The sequence below is a fragment of the Cupriavidus sp. Agwp_2 genome, assembly GCF_040784895.1.
In the GTDB taxonomy this organism is placed as follows: domain Bacteria; phylum Pseudomonadota; class Gammaproteobacteria; order Burkholderiales; family Burkholderiaceae; genus Cupriavidus.
Genome location: NZ_CP088083.1, coordinates 776,547 through 795,766, shown reverse-complemented (window position 1 = coordinate 795,766; position 19,220 = coordinate 776,547). Strand labels below are relative to the sequence as shown.

The window sequence follows — 19,220 nt, the reverse complement described above, 5'->3', positions numbered from 1 at the left end:
GTGCACAGCATCCGGTCAGGCCGTGCTGAGAAAGCGGCGCCGGTAATCCGAAGGCGCCACCCCGATCCGGCGCAGGAAGGCGCGCCGCAGGGTATTGGGATCGCCAAAACCGGCCAGCGCGGCGACGCGCTTGAGCGGATGGCGCGAGCCCTCCAGCAGCCGGCGCGCGGCGTCGATGCGCGCGGCCTCGACGAAATCGGCTGGCGTCACCTGGCACTCCTGCCGGAAGACGCGCGCAAAGTTGCGCGTGCTCATGCCGGCACGCGCCGCCAGCGCCTCGACCGACAGGTCGCCGGCAAGGTTCTCGACCACCCAGCCCTGCACCTCGCGGAGGGCATTGCGCTCGGCCGTCTGCGCCGCGAGGTGAGCGCTGAACTGCGACTGCCCGCCCGGCCGCTTGAGGAACATCACCAGTTCCCGCGCCACCCGCAGCGCCACCACGCGCCCGAAATCCTCCTCGACCAGCGCCAGTGCCAGGTCCAGCCCGGCGGTCACGCCGGCGGAGGTGTACAGGTTGCCGTCCTTGACATAGATCCGGTCCGGCTCCACCTGGACGCCCGGAAACATGCGCGCGAGCCGGTCGGTGGTATTCCAGTGCGTGGTAACGCTGCGCCCGTCGAGCAAGCCCGCGTGCGCCAGCACCATCGCGCCGGAGCAGACCGACCCGATCCTCCGCACGGTGCGTGCCTGCCGGGCCAGCCATGCGCGGACGGTTTCGTCCTGCGTCTGCTGCCAGAGCGCGGGGCCGCCCGCGACCAGCAGCGTGTCGATATCGTCACTGGCGGTCTCCAGCGTCGCGTCCGGCTCGATGCGCATGCCGCTGGAGGCAGTGAGCATCCCGGGCTGCGGCGCAATGATCTCGAACTGGTAGGCATCCGGCTGTCCGGCCTGGCGCGCACCTTCGTGGAACACGTCAATGGGACCCGCGATGTCCAGCATCTGGAAGCCAGGAAAGGCAACGACGGCGATTTTCATGGGCTGCAAGGCAAGAGCCGGACCGATGGCCCGGCGTGGCTCGATACCACGAGTCTAGGCAGATTCACCCAGCCGCGCCTCAGCGGTAGCGCACGATGGAAATCTCGACGATGCGCCGCGAATCCGCCAGCGCGGTATGGCTGCCCGCGCGCTGCAGTGCCACCAGCCGGCTGCGCTGGTCGCCGATCAACGCGCCGTCGCCGCCGGCCTCGCGCACGCGGCTGGCGACCCGCTTCAGCAGGAAGCGCTCGCCGATCCAGCCTTCCGCGGTTTCCACGGTGGTGTAGGCCAGCACCTCGTAGGGTCGCGGCGGCTCGCCTCGCATCCAGATGTCGACGCCGTCGACGTGTTCGCGCGCGCCGCCCTGGCCGAACCGAAGCAGCGGTTCGCCTTCGTGGCGCCGGATCGGCGCCTGGATGCAGGCGGCGAGGCCCACGCAGCACAACAACAGCAGCGCGGGACCAGCGGCCCGCTTTATCAGGGATGGCTTCATCAGTTTTCCTTTCCTTCGCATCGCAAACGGCGCGCAGTCTAGGCAGGAAAAGCGGCGCTGCGTCGCCACTGGCAGCGAGCGACCCGTGATTGGCAGGATTTGACGCATCTGGCGCCTATCGGCCAATGCATCCGCAAACCATAATTCCCTTCACCCCCTGCCCCAATCCCCGCAGGCCGCGGCAAGCTCCTCGCTCCTTATCACCCGTCAATGCGGGCAATTTCCTGAAGCAGAACCACGAATATGACTGTTGCAGCCCATCTCGCGGCCGCCCTGCCGGCGCCCCGCAGTTCCGTGAAGCACCTCCCCGTCAACCTGTTCGCCGCCGTCATGGGCCTGTCCGGCCTGTCACTGGCATGGCGCGGCGCAGTCACTCCTTTCGGTGCCAGCCCCGCCATCGGCGACGCCGTCGGCGTGGTCGCCGTGCTCGCCTTCGTGGCATTGGCGGCCGGCTATCTGGCCAAGTGGAAGCGCTATCCCGACGCAGTCCGCGCGGAATTCAGGCATCCCGTCGCCGGCAATTTCTTCGGCACCATCGCCATTGCCATCCTGCTGCTGTCGTCGGTGGTCGGCGTGCACCACGCGGCGCTGGGGCAGGCAATCTGGGTGGTCGGCACGGTGATCACCGTGGCGCTGACCGTCGTCATCGCGGGCCGACTGCTCAACGGCCGCACCGAGCCGGCCAATGTCGTGCCGGCCTGGCTGATTCCCGGCGTGGCGACGCTCGACATCGCCGTGGCCGGCGGCACCATGCCGATGGCGTGGGCGCACGAGGTCAACCTGTTCGCCGCCGCCGTCGGCACCGTGATCGCGCTGGTGTTCTTCGTGATGATCTTCTCGCGCCTGGTCCATCATGATCCGCTGCCCGCCGGCATGGTCCCGTCGCTGATCATCCTGATCGCGCCGTTCGAGGTGGGCTTCCTCGCCTACGTCAACGTGACCGGCCACGTCGACCTGTTTGCCGGCATGCTGTTCTACTTCGGCCTGTTCCTGTTGGTGCTGCTGGCGTGGCGCGTGTTCCGCCGCCCGGTGCAGTTCGCGCCGTCGTGGTGGGCGATCAGCTTTCCGATGGCGGCGCTGTCGAACGCGGCGCTGAAGTATGCGGGCCACGCGCAGGCCGGCGTGCTCCACTGGCTGGCCGGGCTGATCCTGCTGGTCCTGACGGTGGCGATCGCGGTGCTGTCCGTGCGTACGCTGCACAGCCTGTTCACGCGTCGCCTGCTGGCCGGCTGAGCGATGCCGTGGACCCTGTTGGTCGTGGCCGGCCTGCTCGAGATTGCCTTCGCCTTCGGCATGAAATGGTCGGCCGGTTTCAGCCGGTTCTGGCCCAGCGTCTATGCGGTGGCAACCGGGCTGGCCAGCATCGTCCTGCTGACGCTGTCGTTGCGAGTGCTGCCGGTGGGAACAGCCTACGCGGTATGGACCGGCATCGGCGCGGCCGGCACCGCAATGCTCGGCATGCTGTGGCTGGGCGAGCCGGCCTCGCTGGCACGCGCGGGCTGCATCGCGCTGATCCTGTGCGGCGTGATGGGGCTGAAGCTGGTCTCGGGGCCGGCTGCCTGACAGCACCCCGGCAAGAAAACGGCCCGCACAATGCGGGCCATTTCACTGGCTCAGTGACACAGCGGTATTAGTCCGGCACCTTCTCAAGGTCCGCCAGCCACACCGCCGACTCCGAGTCGCTCGGCGCACGCCAGTCGCCACGCGGCGACAGCGAACCGCCCGACCCCACCTTGGGCGCGTTCGGGATGCAGGAGCGCTTGAACTGGCTGGTACGGAAAAAGCGGTCGAGGAAGATCGCAAGGTTGCGCTTGATCTCCGGCAGCCCGTACTGGTTGCGCGCCACTTCCGGCCCGTACGGCCACACGCCGCGCTCGCGGTCGCCCCAGGCGTGCTGGGCCAGGAAGGCGATCTTGGACGGCGTGAAGCCAAAGCGCAGCGTGTAGTAGAGATTGAAGTCCTGCAGTTCGTACGGCCCGATGGTGCTTTCGGTCTTCTGCTCCGGGCCATGGTTGCTGTCGCCGGGCACCAGCTCCGGGCTGATGTCGGTGTCCAGCACCGCCAGCAGCACATCGGCACCGCCCTCGCCGATCTGCCCGGTCTCGGCGACCCAGCGCACCAGGTGCGAGATCAGCGTCTTGGGCACGCTGGCGTTGACGTTGTAGTGCGACATGTGGTCGCCCACGCCATAGGTGCACCAGCCCAGCGCCAGCTCGCTCAGGTCGCCGGTGCCGATCACGATGGCGCCCTGGAAATTGGCCAGGCGGAACAGGTGGTTGGTGCGCTCGCCGGCCTGCACGTTCTCGAAGGTCACGTCATAGACCTTCTCGCCGGCGGCGTACGGATGGCCCAGGTCCTTCAGCATGGCCAGGCAGCTGGGGCGGATATCGATCTCGGTGGCGCTGCAGCCCACCACCTGCATCAGCTTGCGCGCCTGGTCCAGCGTGCGGTCGCTGGTGGCGAAGCCGGGCATGGTGTACGCCAGGATATTGGCGCGCGGCAGCCCCAGGCGGTCCATCGCCTTGGCGCAGACCAGCAGCGCGTGCGTGGAATCGAGCCCGCCGGAGACGCCGATCACCACCTTGCTGATCTTGCTGGCCGACAGCCGCTGCACCAGCGCCTGCACCTGGATGTTGTAGACCTCCATGCAGCGCTCGTCGCGCTGGCGCGGATCGGCCGGCACGTACGGGAAGCGCGCCACGTCGCGCGCCAGCGGCAGCGACTTGTCGCGCGGCAGGCCCAGCGCGAAGGTAACCACGCGGAAAGCTCCCACCTCGGCCTTGTGCCGCCGCACCGAATGGCCGAAGGTGACCTGGTGCATACGCTCGCGCGACAGGCGTTCGACATCGACATCGGCAAACAGCAGGTGCGAGTCGTCGGAGAAGCGTTCGGACTCGGCCAGCATCTCGCCGTTCTCGTAGATCAGCGCCTGGCCATCCCAGGCCAGGTCGGTCGACGACTCACCCTTCCCTGCCGAGGTGTACAGGTACGCCGCCAGGCAGCGCGCCGACTGCTGCGACACCAGCTGGTGCCGGTAGCCCGATTTGCCGATCACGATATTCGATGCCGACAGGTTCACCAGCACGGTCGCGCCAGCCATCGCGGCAAACGACGACGGCGGCACCGGCACCCAGACGTCTTCGCAGATCTCGGCATGGAAGCGGAAGAAGGGCAGCCCTTCGATATCGAACAGCAGCCCGGCGCCGAACGGCACGTCCTGGCCCAGCAGCCGCACGCTGTCCACCGTGGCGCAGTCGGCCGCGCTGAACTGGCGCCCTTCATAGAATTCCCAGTAGTTGGGCAGGAACGACTTGGGCACCACGCCCTGCACACGGCCAGCGGCCACCACCACGGCGCAGTTGAACAGCTGGTGCTGCACGCGCAGTGGCATGCCCACCACCATCGCCAGCGGCAACTTGCGCGAAGCTTCGACGATGGTGCCGAGCGCGGCCTCGCACGCATCGAGCAATGTGCGCTGGTGGAACAGGTCGTCGCAGGTATAGGCCGACAGGCCCAGCTCGGGGAACGCGGCCAGCACCGCGCCGCGCTGCGCGGCCTGTGTGGCCAGCGCCAGCGTCTCGCGCGCATTGAAGGCGGGGTCGGCCACGCGGCAGACCGGCACGCCGACCGCCACGCGGGCGAAGCCGTGGGAATAGAGGTTGAAAAACGGAGTCTTCATATCGGGCCCTGGGGTATGGCAGGCATGGGGCGGGTCATCCGCGCCTGAACCTGGGGGGGTGACGCTTATCCGCCATTCTACGTCGCCACTCCGGGCCCTGCCGCCAGATGCCGTGCCGCACCGCCGGCAGGCCGTTTCCGGTAGACTCAAGCGCCATGCGCCGCCGCGCGCGGCGCTCCTTCTTTCCCCACCCCCTTCAGCTACAGCCCATGCAGTCGGATTCCGGCGACACGGCCGCCGCAGGCAGCCGCACAGACGACCAGAAAGCCAGCCAAGCGGACAATCCGGACTACCAGACGCGCATCGTCTCCGACCTGGCCGAGATCGACCCGGCCGCCTGGGATGCGCTGCTGGCGCGGCAGCCCGAACCGACGCCTTTCCTGCGCCATGCCTTCCTGCAAGCCTTGCATGCAAGTGGCAGCGCATGCGCCGAGACCGGCTGGCATCCGCGCTTCCTGACGTTGTGGGCAGGCGACCGCCTGGCTGCGGCGATGCCTCTCTATGCCAAGGCGCATTCATACGGCGAGTATGTGTTCGACTGGGCCTGGGCCGATGCCTATGCCCGGCACAACATCGAGTACTACCCCAAGTGGCTGTCGGCGATACCGTTCACGCCGGTGCGCGGCGCGCGGCTGATCGCTGAAGATCCGCAAGCCCGCCGGCTGCTGCTGGAGGTGGCGCTGGCGCTGGCGGCGGAAAGCGGCATGTCGTCGCTGCATGTCCTCTTCCCCGACGAGGCCGAAGCCGGGCTGATGCAGCAGGCCGGCATGCTGATGCGGCACGGCGTGCAGTTCCACTGGACCAATGGTGGTGAAGGCAATGGCGAAAGCGGTGGCAAACCCTACGCCAGCTTCGACGACTTCCTCGCCACGCTGTCACAGAAGAAGCGCAAGAACATCCGCGCCGAACGGCGTCAGGTAGCGCAGGCCGGCATCACCTTCCGTCACCTGCGCGGCAGCGAGATCGACGACGAGGCCTGGCGCTTCTTCAACCGATGCTATCGCCAGACCTATCGCGAGCACCATTCCACCCCCTACCTGAACCTGGACTTCTTCCGGCGCATCGGCGCGGCGATGCCGCAGCACCTGCTGCTGGTGGTGGCCGAGCGCGCGGGCCAGCCGATCGCCTCGTCGCTGCTGGTGTACGACGATGCGCCGCACGTCAGCACGCTGTACGGCCGCTACTGGGGCGCACTCGAATACCACCCCTGCCTGCACTTCGAGACCGCGTACTACCAGCCGCTGGAGTTCTGCATCGCCCACGGCATCCGCACCTTCGAAGGCGGCGCGCAGGGCGAGCACAAGATGGCGCGGGGCTTCCTGCCCGTGGCCACGCGCTCGGCGCACTGGCTGGCGCATGCCGACTTTGCCGATGCCGTGGAGCGCTTCCTCGCGCGCGAGCGCCACGGCATCGACGCCTACCTGGACGAACTGAACGAACGCAATCCCTTCGCCCGTTCCTGAGCCGCCGTGGCGCTCAGCGCCACATGCGCCGCAGCGTGTTGTCGCCCAGCATGTAGTGGTGGAACAGCGAAGCCATCGCATGCAGCCCGATGACGAGGTAGAACGCGGTCCCCAGCGTTTCGTGGATAACCTTGACCGTATCCTTCAGCGCGGGGTCCGCCGCCACCAGCGCGGGCACCTCGATCCCCAGCGACGGCAACGCCAGCAGGTGCCCGCCGGCATTCATCGCCAACAGCCCCAGCAGCGGCTGCGCCAGGATAAACAGGTACAGCATCCAGTGCATGGCCTTGCCCGCCAGCCGCATCCAGCGCGGGCCGGGCTCGGGCGCCGGGGCGCCGCGCACCAGCCGCCACAGCAACCGCGGCAGCGCCAGCATGAGCACCAGCGCCCCGGCCCATTCATGGATATCCATGGCCAGAGCGCGCACCGGCGTGCCCTTGTCGAAATTGCCCTTCAGTTCGATGGCCGCATATGCGAGGGCTACCAGCACGAACACCACCCAATGGAAGCCCACCGCGAGCCGGTCATAGCGGCGCGATGGCGACAGCACTTCCGGCAGGCTCTGCATCGGCTTGATGCCCGGTGTGGTGCGGTTCATGGTGTGGTTCTCCTTCTCGTTCGACACCGGCCCAGCGTAGCGCAAGCCGCGCGGGCAGGTCCTAACCGCCATCAGGCGGCGGGCAACAAAAAACCCCGCCGCGGCGGGGTTTCTTCAGCGAAGGTTCAGCTTACTTCTTGTAGTTCGCCACGCCGTCGGTGATTTCCTTGTGGGCTTCCTCGATGCCGGCCCAGCCTTCGACCTTGACCCACTTGCCGGCTTCCAGTGCCTTGTAGTGCTCAAAGAAGTGCTTGATCTGGTCCAACTGGTTCTGCGGAACGTCCGACAGGCCCTTCATGTAGGCAGTAGCAGGCGACAGCTTGTCCAGCGGCACGGCCACCAGCTTGGCGTCCACACCCGACTCGTCGGTCATCTTCAGCATGCCGAGTGCACGGCAGCGCACCACGGCGCCGGCCAGGATCGGGAACGGGGACAGCACCAGCACGTCCACCGGATCGCCGTCGCCCGACAGGGTCTGCGGGATGTAGCCGTAGTTGGCCGGATAGCGCATGCCGGTGCCGATAAAGCGGTCCACGAACAGCAGGCCGGTTTCCTTGTCGGCTTCGTACTTCACCGGATCGCTCTGGGCCGAGATCTCGATGATGACGTTGAAATCGTTGGGGATGTCCTTGCCCGGGGTTACGAGGTTGAAGCTCATGCGGTTCTCCAGATGCCTGCGCTATGTTGTCGGATGGCGGGCATTATAACGGCTCGCGCCTGACCGGTTGCTGACAAGCCAGCCCCATTCTGCCCTCTCTGCCCGGTGCAACGCGTTGCAGCCACGCCGCCGTGCGCGATAATGGCGCATTCTTCAGCCGACACTGAATAGCCGCAGCCGCCGTGCTGCCCCGGAGCCACCCATGCATGCCCAGCACTTTGTCGCCAACCGCCTGATCGCACCGGACAACGGCCTGCGCATCAAGGTGTTCGACCCGTCCAACGGCGAGCCCTTTGCCGAGATCGCCCGTGGCAACGCCACCGACATCAACGTCGCGGTCCACGCCGCGCGCCAGGCCGCCGACGGCGCGTGGGGCCAGATGGCCCCGGCCGAGCGCGTGCGCCTGCTTAACCGCGTTGCCGTGGCGCTGATCGCCCAGGAAGACGAACTTGCCGCGCTGGAAGCGCGCGACACCGGCAAGCCGCTGCGCCAGGCCCGCGCCGACGCCCGCGCCGTGGCGCGCTACTTCGAATTCTATGCCGGCGCGGTCGACAAGCTGCACGGCCAGACCATCCCCTACACCCCCGGCTACACCGTGCTGACGGTGCGCGAGGCGCATGGCGTGACCGGCCACATCATTCCGTGGAACTACCCGCTGCAGATCTTCGGGCGCAGCGTGGGCGCGGCACTGGCCGCCGGCAATGCCTGCGTGGTCAAGCCGGCCGAGGACGCCTGCCTGTCGCTGCTGCGCGTGGCGGAGATCGCAGCCGAGGCCGGCCTGCCCGAAGGCGCGCTCAACATCATCACCGGCTACGGCCACGAGGCCGGCGCCGCGCTGGCGCGCCATCCCGGCATCAACCACATCTCCTTCACCGGCTCGCCGCAGACCGGCAAGCTGGTATCGCAGCTGGCCGCCGAGAACCACGTGCCGGTCACGCTGGAACTGGGCGGCAAGTCACCGCAGATCGTGTTTGCCGATGCCGACATCGACGCGCTGGTGCCGGTGGTGGTCAACGGCATCGTGCAGAACGCCGGCCAGACCTGCTCGGCGGGCAGCCGCCTGCTGGTGGAACGGCCGGTCTATAACGCGCTGCTTGACCGGATTGCGTCGGTGTTCGAGTCGCTGCGCGTGGGCCCGGCCGAACTCGACCTGGAATGCGGCCCGCTGATCAGCCGCAAGCAGCAGCAGCGCGTGTGGGACTTCGTCTCCGACGCACAGCATGCCGGCGTGGCAGTCATGGCGCAGGGCCAGATCGTGGCCGAGGCGCCCGAGGCCGGCTACTACCAGGTGCCGATGCTGTTCCGCGATGTCCCGCCCGCGCACCGGCTCGCGCAGGAAGAAGTGTTCGGCCCGCTGCTGGCGGCCATGCCCTTCGACACCGAGGCCGATGCCATCGCGCTGGCCAACGGCACGCCCTACGGCCTGGTCGCCGGCGTCTGGACCCGCGACGGCGGCCGCCAGCTGCGCCTGGCGCACAAGCTGCGCGCGGGCCAGGTCTTTATCAACAACTACGGTGCGGGGGGCGGCGTTGAGCTACCCTTCGGCGGCACCGGCCAGTCCGGCTACGGCCGCGAGAAGGGCTTCGAGGCCCTGTATGGATTCACCACACTGAAAACCATCGCCATTCAACATGGGTAACATCAATTTCCTTTCCATCGCCTTTGCCATCTTCTTTTTCTGGATGGCGTGGCATGTGCGGAACAAGCGCGCCACCAATCCCTCCGGCATGCCGCGGCTGCAGGTGTTCAAGCGCAAGTGGGGCGACGTCATGGGCGATCGCGTGCACTGGTGCCTGTATGTGGCGCTGCCGTTCTTGCTGGCGGTGATGATGGTCGCGAATGCCTTGCGCGGACGGGGGCCGTTTTCGCACTGACATCGCCGCACTGAACGCTTACCCGCATCGATCACCGAAAACCACAACACAAGGAGACAAGCGATGAGACTGGCCAACAAGGTAGCGATCGTCACCGGCGGCGGTTCCGGCTTCGGCGAAGGCATCGCCCACACCTTCGCGCGCGAGGGCGCCAGCGTGCTGGTGGCCGACCTGCGCGAAGACGCCGCCGAGCGCGTTGCCGCGGCGATCCGCGAGGCCGGCGGCCAGGCGCGCGCGGTGCGCGCCGACGTCTCGCGCGGCGACGATACCGAGGCCATGCGCGAGGCCGCGCTGGCCGCCTTCGGCGACGTGCATATCGTCGTCAACAACGCCGGCACCACCCATCGCAACAAGTCCATCCTGGAGATCACCGAGGATGAGTTCGACCGCGTCTACGCGGTCAACGTCAAGAGCATCTACTGGTCGGCGCGTGCCTTTGTCCCGCACTTCCGCCAGCGCGGCGGCGGCGTGTTCGTCAATATCGCTTCCACCGCCGGCATCCGCCCGCGTCCCGGCCTGGTCTGGTACAACGGCAGCAAGGGCGCGGTCATCACCGCCAGCAAGGCGATGGCGGCGGAGCTGGGCCCGGACAAGATCCGCGTCAACTGCGTCAACCCGGTGATCGGCGCCACCGCGCTGCTCGAAGAATTCATGGGCATGCCCGACACGCCCGAGAACCGTGCCAGATTCCTCGCCACCATCCCGATGGGGCGCATGTCGACCCCGCAGGACGTGGCCAACGCCTGCCTTTACCTGGCTTCCGACGAAGCCGCCTTCATCACTGGCACCTGCATCGAAGTCGACGGCGGGCGCTGCGTCTGAGCCCTGCCCCACCGGCATTTCCTTGTCGTAAATTTCCTTTGTCGTAATACCGCTGTACCGCGTCGCAAGAACGCAACCATCCTCAGGAGACAGCATGACAACGACCGCAGTAAACCCTGGCGTCGGCGGCGCCGCCTTTGAAGACGCCACCTACCGCAAGGTGAGCTGGCGCCTGGTGCCCTTCCTGCTGCTGTGCTACGTGGTGGCCTACCTGGACCGCGTCAACGTGGGCTTCGCCAAGCTGCAGATGCTCAACGACCTGAAGTTCAGCGAGACCGTCTACGGGCTGGGCGCAGGCATCTTCTTCATCGGCTACTTCCTGTTCGAAGTGCCCAGCAACGTGATTCTGCACAAGGTGGGCGCGCGCATCTGGATCGCGCGCATCATGATCACCTGGGGCGCGATCTCGGCGGCGATGATGTTCGTCACCACGCCGACCATGTTCTACGTGCTGCGCTTCCTGCTGGGCATTGCCGAGGCCGGCTTCTTCCCCGGCATCATCCTGTACCTGACCTACTGGTACCCGGCCAACCGGCGCGGCCGCACCACCACCTTCTTCATGACCGCAATCGCGCTGTCGGGCGTGATCGGCGGCCCGCTGTCGGGGTGGATCATGCAGAATTTCGACGGCCACAATGGCTGGGCGGGCTGGCAGTGGATGTTCCTGCTGGAAGGCGTGCCTTCGATCCTGGTCGGGCTGTGGGTGCTGGCCTACCTGGACGACCGCATCGCGCACGCCAGGTGGCTCACGGCCGAGGAAAAGGCGCTGCTCGAGCGCAATATCGCCGCCGAAGACGCACACAAGGAAGACCCGCCGATCCGCACCGTGCTGTTCAGCCCGCGCGTCTGGCTGATGAGCGCGATCTACTTCTGCTTCGTCATGGGCCTGTATGGCGTCAGCTTCTGGCTGCCGACCATCATCAAGCAGACCGGTGTAAAGAGCGCGCTCGACATCGGCCTGCTGACCGCGATCCCGTATGGCTGCGCGGTGATCGGCATGGTGCTGGTGGCGTACAGCGCCGACCGCAGCGGCGAACGGCGCTGGCATATCGCGATCCCCGCGCTGCTTGGCTCGTTCGGCCTGCTGCTGTCGGTGCACTGGGCCACCGATACCACGCTGGCCATGTTCGCGCTGACGCTGGCCACCATCGGCATCCTGACCACGCTGCCGCTGTTCTGGAGCCTGCCCACATCGTTCCTGGCGGGCACCGGCGCGGCCGCCGGCATTGCGCTGATCAACTCGCTGGGCAACCTCGCCGGCTTCCTCAGCCCGTACGCGGTGGGCTGGCTCAAGGACCTGACCAAGAGCACGGACTCCGGCATGTACCTGCTGGCCGCGTGCCTGGTGGTGGGCGCGGCGCTTACGCTGTCGGTGCCGGCACGACTGGTGGGCCGAAGGTAGGCAAGCGCTTCGCTCAAGGCCCGGCAACGGCGCTTTCCGGCAAGGGAGGCGCCGTTTTTCTTTGGGATTCCGGCAAGTGTCTGGCGCGCCGCCCCTCTGCCGACGACGCGCGGTCCGCTGACGCGGATGTAGGACCAAGCCCGGCAGTGTGGCCGCGGCTTGCGCCCTAGCATGGAAAGGAAGACACCCGGAGTGATCCACACGGGGTCCTCCGGGCATGTGAATCCTGAAGTTCGCCAAGGAGGCCACGATGCCGCACCTGCCCCCGTTTGCCCCGACCCAGTCGCTTGAGCGCGTTGAAGCGCGTCTCGCACGCCGCACGCGCGTCAAGCGCATCGTGATTGCACTGAGCGCCGGCGTGGTCGCGCTGCTCGCCGTCGTGCCTGCCGCCAGCCATGCCCAGGCACCCGTGGTCGAAGCCACGCCAACGCCAGCTCCCGCTGCACCTGCACCAGCCCCGGCAGCGACTGCACCTGCGCCAGCCCCGGCAGCGACTGCCCCAGTTCCTGCCGGTGCCATCGCGCCGACCCCAGGCGTGACCGCGCCTGCAACGCAGCCGCCGACCGCCATGCCGCCGCCGGTAGCACAGCCTGCCCCGCCGGCTGCGGCGCCAGGCACTGCCGCGCCGCCGCCAGTGGCGTCACCCACCCCTGCACCGGGAGGCGCCGCACCCGCCGCACCCGCCGTAGCCGCGCCGCCGCCCACCGCGGCCCAGCCGCGCCCGCCGCTGACGACACCGTCGCCTCCGCCACCGCGTGACGCGATGGTGCAGCGTACTGCGGGGCCGGTGACCTATATCTGCGGCGGCGTTGCCGAAGACGAGCAGGTCGCGCTGCAACGGCAGTCACGCAACTACAACATGAGCCTGCTCTTTACGCAGGGCGAACGCGGCGAGTACCTGTCGGACGTCGACGTCAAGCTGATGCGCGGCAACAAGGAAGTCGCGAGCTTTGTCGCGGACGGGCCACGCTGCCTGCTGAAGGCGCCGAGCGGTACGTACAACGTGCGGGCGACTTACCAGGGCCGGACCAAGACGGCCACGGTGAGCACCGGCGGGCGCAACAGCCAGATGCGCTGGTAGGTTGAGGATGGGAGCGCCGCAGCGCGGCGTTGCCGGAGGAGAGGAAGGGCGCGGCGTCTTGCGATGCCGCGCTTTTTCTTATCTGCAGGCGGTCGAGCGGCTGCCGGTGGTCTCCCTCTCCCGCAAGCGGGCGAGGGGAGCAAACCGTCAGTCCTGGGGCCCCTCGCCCAGCATCTGCGCCACCGAAGCCGCCGTCCCCGCCGCGCGCTCGCCCAGCAGGCGCTGCAGCGTGGCCAGCAGCTGGTCCTCGTTATACGGCTTGCCGAGGTAGACGTTGACACCGATCTCCTCCGCGTAGCGGCGATGCTTGTCCGCCGTGCGCGAGGTGATCATGACCAGCGGCATATGCGTCGTGCGCGAATCGGAACGCACGTTGCGGGTCAGGTCGAAGCCGTCCATGTTCGGCATCTCGATATCCACCAGCATCGCATCCGGCATCACGTCCTGCAGCTGCTTGAGCGCATCCACGCCGTCGCGCGCCAGCACCACCTGGTAGCCGGCGCGGCTGAGCAGGCGCTGGGTCGCCTTGCGCACGGTCAGCGAATCATCGACCACCATCACCGTGGGCTGCAGCGCCAGGCCGCCCACCGGGGCGGCGCTGCCGTCGCCGGCCAGTTCCGCAACCGCGCCCAGCGGCCCGGCCACGGGTAGCGCAAACTGCGGCGCCAACTGCGGCGCCAGCTGCGGCGCCAGCGCCGGCGCGGACTGCGCGGGCACCATCTGCTGCGGCGCGGGCTGGCCGCGCTCGCGCACCAGGCGCTGCGCCAGCACCACCGGGTTGTAGATCAGCACGATCTCGCCGTCGCCGAGCGTGGTCGCGCCGGCAATGCCTTCCAGCCGCGCCAGGTGCGGCCCGATGTGCTTGACCACCACTTCGCGGTTGCCGACCACCTCGTCCACGTGCACGGCGACACGTTCGGCGCCGCTGCGCACCAGCACCACCGGCGAGTACTTGCGGCCAGCCGCGACGGCGTTGCCCTCTTCCAGCAAGGCGCCGAAGTAGAAGAACGGCACTTCGGCGCCGGCCACCACCAGGCGCCCCTGGTTGTAGGCCTCCACCAGCGCCGGCGCGCGCAGCTGCTGCACCTGGTCGATCATGCCGCTGGGCACCGCATAGCGCCGCGCGCCCAGCGAAAACACCAGCACCTGCGTGATGGCCGTGGTCAGCGGCAGGTGCACGGTAAAGGTGGTGCCGCGCCCGGGCTTCGATTCCAGCGTGATGCGCCCGCCCAGCGCCACGGTCTCGGCGCGCACCACGTCCATGCCGACGCCGCGCCCGGCCAGCTCGGAGACCGCCTCGGCCGTGGAGAAGCCGGGAGTGAAGATCATCTCGGTCAGGCGCGCCTCGCCGGCGTCGTCGTCCGGCGCGAGCAGGTGGCGCTCGACCGCGCGCGCGCGGATGCGCGCCAGGTCCAGCCCGTTGCCGTCATCAACGAAATGCAGCACCACTTCATTGCCTTCCTGCTGCACTTCCAGCGTCAGCGCGCCCGTGGCGGGCTTGCCGGCTGCGCGGCGTTGCAGCGCGGGCTCGATCCCGTGCACCACCGCGTTCCGGATCAGGTGTTCGATCGGGCCGGCCATGCGATCCAGCACGGAGCGGTCGATCTCCACCGTGCCGCCCTTGATCAGCAGCCGCACCTCCTTGCCGGTCTCGGCGGCAGCCTGGCGCGCCACGCGGTACAGGCGCTCGGCCAGCGCGTCGAACTGCACCATGCGCGCCTGCATCAGGCTGCGCTGCAGCCCGCGCGTCAGGCGCGCCTGCGCTGCCAGGTCGCCCGCGGCGCGGTCGAAGCCGCGCTGCAGGTTCTGCTCGACGGTGGCCACGTCGTTGACCGATTCGGCCATCATCCGCGTCAGTTCCTGGAAGCGGGTGAAGCGGTCGAATTCGAGCGGGTCGAACTCCTGCTTGTGCTGTGCGTCGGCGATCCGCGACGCCATCTGCGATTCGGCCTGGATCTCGATCTCGCGCAACTGGCCGCGCAGGCGCGCGACGTTGTCGTTGAGTTCGCCCAGGTAGGTGCGCATCGCGTCGAGCTCGCTGTCGAGCCGCGCGCGCGTCGCGCCGACTTCGCCGGCCTCGTTGATCAGCGTGTCAAGCGCGCGCGCCTGCACGCGCACCAGCGCACGCTGCGGCTCGGCGGCAGGCGTGGGCAGAGTGGGCGGCATTGGCACCATCACGTCCGCGGGCCCGGGCATGACCGGCAGCATGGCAACCGCAACGGCGGCATCGGCAACAGGATCCGCGGCCCCTCCTGGCTGCGCCTCTGGCAGCGCTCCTGGCTGCGCTTCTGCAAAGGGTTCTGCCTCATCCCGCGGGGACACGCCCAGGCCGTTGACCACGTCGGGGTCGTCTGCGGGCAGCAGGCGGCCGGCCTGCAGCGCTTCAGCGTGCGCGAGGATACGGTCGTACCAGGCGTAGAGGCGCGCGAACAGCTGCGGGTCGACGCCCTGCCCGGCCTGCGCACGCAGGCTGGCATCGAGCAGCGTCTCCATCTCGTGCGCGGCCTGGCCCAGCGTCATGGCGCCGGCCATGCGCGCACTGCCCTTGAGCGTATGCAGCGCGCGCAGCACCAGTCCGCCGTGGCGCGTGTCCACCGGCGCCGCCTCCCAGGTGCGCACCAGCTTGCCCAGCTCGGGCAGCGTACCCTGGGCTTCCTCGAGGAAGATCTGGACCAGCGCGGGGTCGGGTGCGGCGCCGTCGCCGTCGTCGGCCTCCGCCGCGACCGGCGGCCGGTGCGAGGTCGGCAGCGCAATCACGACGGCATCATGATGCGCAGGCGGCGCGGGCCGGGCCGGGGCAGGCACCAGCGGCGCTTCGTTGTCCGCGTGCAGCGGCTGGCCATAAAGCTGCGCCATCCCATCCACCGGCGCGGGCGACGCCGGCACGGCCACGCGCGGACGCAGCAAGGCGCGCTCGCCGAATTCCACCAGGCCGCGGCGCAGGCCGGCATCGGCCTGCGGCCAGACGCCCGCGGCAAACTGGTGCAGCATGCCGCGCAGCCGCTCCGCCGCCTGCTCCAGCAGGCGGAAGTCGCCCGGATGCATCGCCACCGGGTGCGAGCCCAGCTGCAGCAGCAATCCTTCCAGCGCTTCGGCGATCTCGCGCACCGGCTCCAGCCCCACGGTCGAGGCACTGCCCTGCAGCGTGTGCGCGACGCGCAGTGCCAGCTCGCTCGGGCACGGACGCCCCTCGTGGCGCCATTCGGAGATATCGGTGGCGAACTGCCGCAGCAGGTCGTCGGCCTCCTGCAGGTAGACGTTGTAGAGCGCCAGGCCGATGCGGACCGGACCGATGACCTTGTAGTTGTCCTCGTCGCTGGACAGTCCGCCGGCGAGGCGGAACGGGATGACGTTGTCTTCGTCTGCGGCCGTGTCCTGCGGTGCCGCCGCGCCCGGCTGGTTGTCGTCCGCGGACACCGCTGGCGGAGCCTCCTCCTGAATGGAGGGCTCGGCTGGGACTGCCTCGTCGGCATTCGGCTGGACGCCGTCGCGCACCGTGTCGGCAGTCGCCACCAGCGGCGCGATATCGTGCGCCGCGCCCGCGTCGCGATGCAGCTGCGCCACCCACGCCGACAGCTCGGCGTGCGCGCGGCGCAGCAGCGACAGCAGCGCCGGCACCGGCGCGCGCGCCTCGGCGATCCACAGGTTCATCACCTGCTCCACCGCCCACGCGGCTTCGCCGTAGCGATGCAGCCCGACCATGCGGCTCGAGCCCTTGAGCGTATGGAAGGCACGCCGCACGCGGCTGAGCGTATCGGTATCGCGCAACGCCTCGACGCCTGCGTTGAGGTCGCCGGCAATGCCGCCCAGCACCTCGTCGGCTTCATTCAGGAAGATGTCGAGCAGTTCGGCATCGACCGCGGCGCTGTCACCAGCAGCAGGCAGAGCCGGCGCTGTGGCGGCGGCAGGCAGCGGCGCGGGATCGGGTTCGCCCGCGGCATCGGCCAGCGCCAGCATCAGGCGCCCGGCGGCATCGTCGCTGCCGGCCAGCCAGGCATTGCACTGCGTGGTGGCGTCGGCGGCGCGGCGCCGCAGCGGCGCGTTGTCGTCGATCGCGGCCTGGTCGGCCAGCGCCTGCAGCGCGGCACGCAGGCGCTGCACCTGCGGCGCGTCGGGCATGGGCCCGGCCTGCAGGGCTTCAGCCGCGGCATCGCGGGCGGCAGCGAGCGGATGCTGCGGTGCGCGCACATCCTCGACGGCTGCCGCTTCGGCGGGCAGGTCGTGGCGGCGGGCACGGCCGAATTCCAGTGCATCGGCAAAGGCATGGACGGTGCCGAGCTCCGCCGCCACGGCGGCAAGCAGTTCGGTGCGCGTAGCGGCGTCGGAAGCGTATGAGGCATCGCCAACCGCGGCCAGGCGCGCGTTGACGGCCTGCACCGCAGCCGTGGCCCTGGCCGCGTCGCCGGCCAGCACAGCCGGCAGCGCCGGCGTCGCCTGCAGCCGCTCCAGCGTGTTGCCCAGCGCCGCGAACGCCTGGCGCGCATCGCGCAGGTGGCCGGCGCCATCGGCGCGCGCCGCATTGCGGTCATAGCTGTCGAGCCACGATTCGCCACTGTCGAGCTGCGCGCGCAGCTGCGCCACGGCCTCGCTGCGCAACGCCTGCGCGCGCGCTTCGTCGACCATGCTGGCCAGCCACGCAGGCGCGCCCACGTCTGGATCCGAGACCGACTGGTGCAGGCAATCGGCCAGCGCCTCGCACTGCGCGGCAAAGCGCGCCGCGGCGGGATGCGCGGATTGTCCGTGCACGCGCCACGGCAGGGCCAGCGCGCGCGTCAGGAACAGCGCGATGCCGGTGGCACCGAGCGCTCCCGCCCGGCTGCGTTCCCAGTCGCACCCCGCGGCGGACGCCGCCGCCTGTGCCAGGCAGTGCTGCAGGCCCGGCTGGGCCAGCGGCTGTGCGGCTTCGGCCAGCGCGGCGAGCGCGGTTTCCCAGCCGCCCTGGTCGCCTGCGGCCGCCTGCTCCAGCCCCGCGGCGGCCTGCTGCAGGTTGCGCGTATCGATCGGGTCGAGCCAGCCGTAGTAGCGCAGCCGGAAGTCGGCATCGGCCACCGCGTGCGCGGCATCGAGGCGGAAAGCCACCAGCGTACGGGCGATGTCGCTGCGCACGGCAGCGGCGCCATCGGCCTGGAGGGCATCGCCGGGAGCCGTCTTCGCCAGACCCGTGCAGACCAGCAGGAACACGGCGTCGTTCAGCAGCGCCTGCGGCACGCGCACATGCCCTTGCTGGTACTGGCGCAGCAGCAGGTTGGCACGCCCGGCAAAGCGCTTTGCCAGCAGGTCGGACGGCAGCAGCCCATGCGCCAGCGCGCGGAACACCAGCCCCAGCACATGCCAGACGCCACGGTCCGGATGGTCGGCGGCGCGGCGTGGTTCCTGCTCGTTGGCGCGCACTTCGTCCAGCGCCGCATGCAGCGGCAGCCAGGCCTCGCGCAGCAGGGCCGCGTCCTGGCACGCAGCGGGCAGGCGCATGGCCTTGAGCAGCGTGGCTTCGAACTGCTGGCGCGCGCGCGTGATGGCGGCGGGGCTGCGCGCCGGCAGCAGCATGCCGGGCAGCATCTGCAGCTCGTCGAGCCACAGGTCGGCCGGATGCACGCGCTCCTCGCGCAGTTGCGCCAGCACGCCGGCGTAAGGCTGGAACAGCCGCAGCGGGGCCTCGTCGTCGCCGGCCATCAGGTCGTCGACATATTCAGCCAGTGCCTGCACGCCGGCACGGAACACCGCCAGCGCCTGCGCATCGGCGGCGAGCTGGCCGGCATCGATGGCTTCGAGCAGGCGGCGCAGCGCCTGGCAGTACGGGTCGGTGCCGCGCAGCCCGACGATATGCACTGCGCCGGCGGCCTGGTGCAGGTGCTGGCCGGCGAGCCGCAGCGAGGTGGTATCGCGCGCGCCCAGCGCCTCGGGCGCCTGGCGGATTTCTTCGACGTAGTGGCCCAGTTCCGCGGCCGCGTCTTCGAGCGCGCCGCGCAGGCTCGGCGCAAGCCAGGCCAGCCCGGACAGGTCGCGCGCCGCGCCGCCGGCGTCGGCCGGCCCGGCAGTGGCTGTCTGTCGCGGCGGCAGCGGTGCTGCTTCCGGTTCGGGCATGGCCGGCGCCGATGCGCCGGCGCCGTCCGCTTCGCGCGGGATGGGGAAATTCATGGACATGACGGCTTCCATTGCGGCGCCGCCAGGGCGGCCG

14 protein-coding genes are annotated in these 19,220 nt (G+C 69.3%); 8 read left to right on the top strand and 6 right to left on the bottom strand.

Translation table 11 applies throughout. The features are described 5' to 3' along the window. Positions 1–15 precede the first annotated feature (15 nt). On the bottom strand, positions 16–975 hold the full coding sequence (locus LPA45_RS03680) for a GlxA family transcriptional regulator (protein WP_367394922.1): 960 nt from the start codon (positions 973–975) through the stop codon (positions 16–18). A 79-nt stretch (positions 976–1,054) separates the two neighbouring features. Continuing rightward, the gene (locus LPA45_RS03675) at positions 1,055–1,468 is read right to left on the bottom strand and encodes a hypothetical protein (RefSeq protein WP_367394921.1); all 414 of its coding nucleotides are present in this window, start codon (positions 1,466–1,468) and stop codon (positions 1,055–1,057) included. Between the two features lie 243 nt (positions 1,469–1,711). Between LPA45_RS03675 and LPA45_RS03670 the strand changes: the two genes are divergently transcribed. Continuing rightward, entirely contained in the window at positions 1,712–2,701 is a 990-nt protein-coding gene (locus LPA45_RS03670; protein WP_367394920.1) for an SLAC1 anion channel family protein, read from the top strand. Between the two features lie 3 nt (positions 2,702–2,704). Further along, positions 2,705–3,031, top strand: coding sequence for a multidrug efflux SMR transporter (locus LPA45_RS03665; RefSeq protein WP_116317351.1), 327 nt, complete (start codon positions 2,705–2,707; stop codon positions 3,029–3,031). Between the two features lie 67 nt (positions 3,032–3,098). On the opposite strand, the gene LPA45_RS03660 is transcribed toward LPA45_RS03665, so the two are convergent. After that, positions 3,099–5,147 (bottom strand): NAD(+) synthase, encoded by a 2,049-nt coding sequence (locus LPA45_RS03660; RefSeq protein ID WP_367394919.1) that lies wholly within the window; start codon positions 5,145–5,147, stop codon positions 3,099–3,101. A 209-nt stretch (positions 5,148–5,356) separates the two neighbouring features. Here LPA45_RS03660 and LPA45_RS03655 point away from each other — a divergent pair, with 209 nt between their 5' ends. Next, positions 5,357–6,610: a GNAT family N-acetyltransferase gene (locus LPA45_RS03655; protein WP_367394918.1), complete on the top strand. Its 1,254-nt coding sequence runs from the start codon at positions 5,357–5,359 to the stop codon at positions 6,608–6,610. A gap of 13 nt (positions 6,611–6,623) precedes the next feature. Here LPA45_RS03655 and LPA45_RS03650 read toward each other — a convergent pair whose 3' ends face one another. Both LPA45_RS03650 and ppa read right to left on the bottom strand, forming a co-directional pair. Further along, positions 6,624–7,208, bottom strand: a complete 585-nt coding sequence (locus tag LPA45_RS03650; RefSeq protein ID WP_376790629.1) for a cytochrome b — start codon at positions 7,206–7,208, stop codon at positions 6,624–6,626. 130 nt (positions 7,209–7,338) lie between these two features. Then, positions 7,339–7,866 (bottom strand): inorganic diphosphatase, encoded by a 528-nt coding sequence (ppa, locus tag LPA45_RS03645; protein ID WP_010813006.1) that lies wholly within the window; start codon positions 7,864–7,866, stop codon positions 7,339–7,341. A 202-nt stretch (positions 7,867–8,068) separates the two neighbouring features. Here ppa and LPA45_RS03640 point away from each other — a divergent pair, with 202 nt between their 5' ends. From LPA45_RS03640 to LPA45_RS03620, 5 genes are all read left to right on the top strand, one after another. After that, a complete protein-coding gene (locus tag LPA45_RS03640) occupies positions 8,069–9,505 on the top strand; it encodes an aldehyde dehydrogenase family protein (protein WP_116317348.1) in 1,437 nt (478 codons plus the stop codon). Beyond that, on the top strand, positions 9,498–9,740 hold the full coding sequence (locus LPA45_RS03635; protein ID WP_116317347.1) for a hypothetical protein: 243 nt from the start codon (positions 9,498–9,500) through the stop codon (positions 9,738–9,740). The genes LPA45_RS03640 and LPA45_RS03635 overlap by 8 nt, the downstream gene beginning before the upstream one ends. Positions 9,741–9,803: 63 nt before the next feature. Then, complete coding sequence (locus LPA45_RS03630; RefSeq protein ID WP_367394917.1) at positions 9,804–10,562, top strand: SDR family oxidoreductase; 759 nt, start codon at positions 9,804–9,806, stop codon at positions 10,560–10,562. A 94-nt stretch (positions 10,563–10,656) separates the two neighbouring features. Further along, a complete protein-coding gene (locus tag LPA45_RS03625) occupies positions 10,657–11,964 on the top strand; it encodes an MFS transporter (protein WP_116317345.1) in 1,308 nt (435 codons plus the stop codon). A 634-nt stretch (positions 11,965–12,598) separates the two neighbouring features. Next, positions 12,599–13,045, top strand: a complete 447-nt coding sequence (locus tag LPA45_RS03620) for a hypothetical protein (RefSeq protein ID WP_376790638.1) — start codon at positions 12,599–12,601, stop codon at positions 13,043–13,045. A 147-nt stretch (positions 13,046–13,192) separates the two neighbouring features. On the opposite strand, the gene LPA45_RS03615 is transcribed toward LPA45_RS03620, so the two are convergent. Beyond that, positions 13,193–19,186: an Hpt domain-containing protein gene (locus tag LPA45_RS03615; protein WP_367394916.1), complete on the bottom strand. Its 5,994-nt coding sequence runs from the start codon at positions 19,184–19,186 to the stop codon at positions 13,193–13,195. Positions 19,187–19,220: the final 34 nt, after the last annotated feature.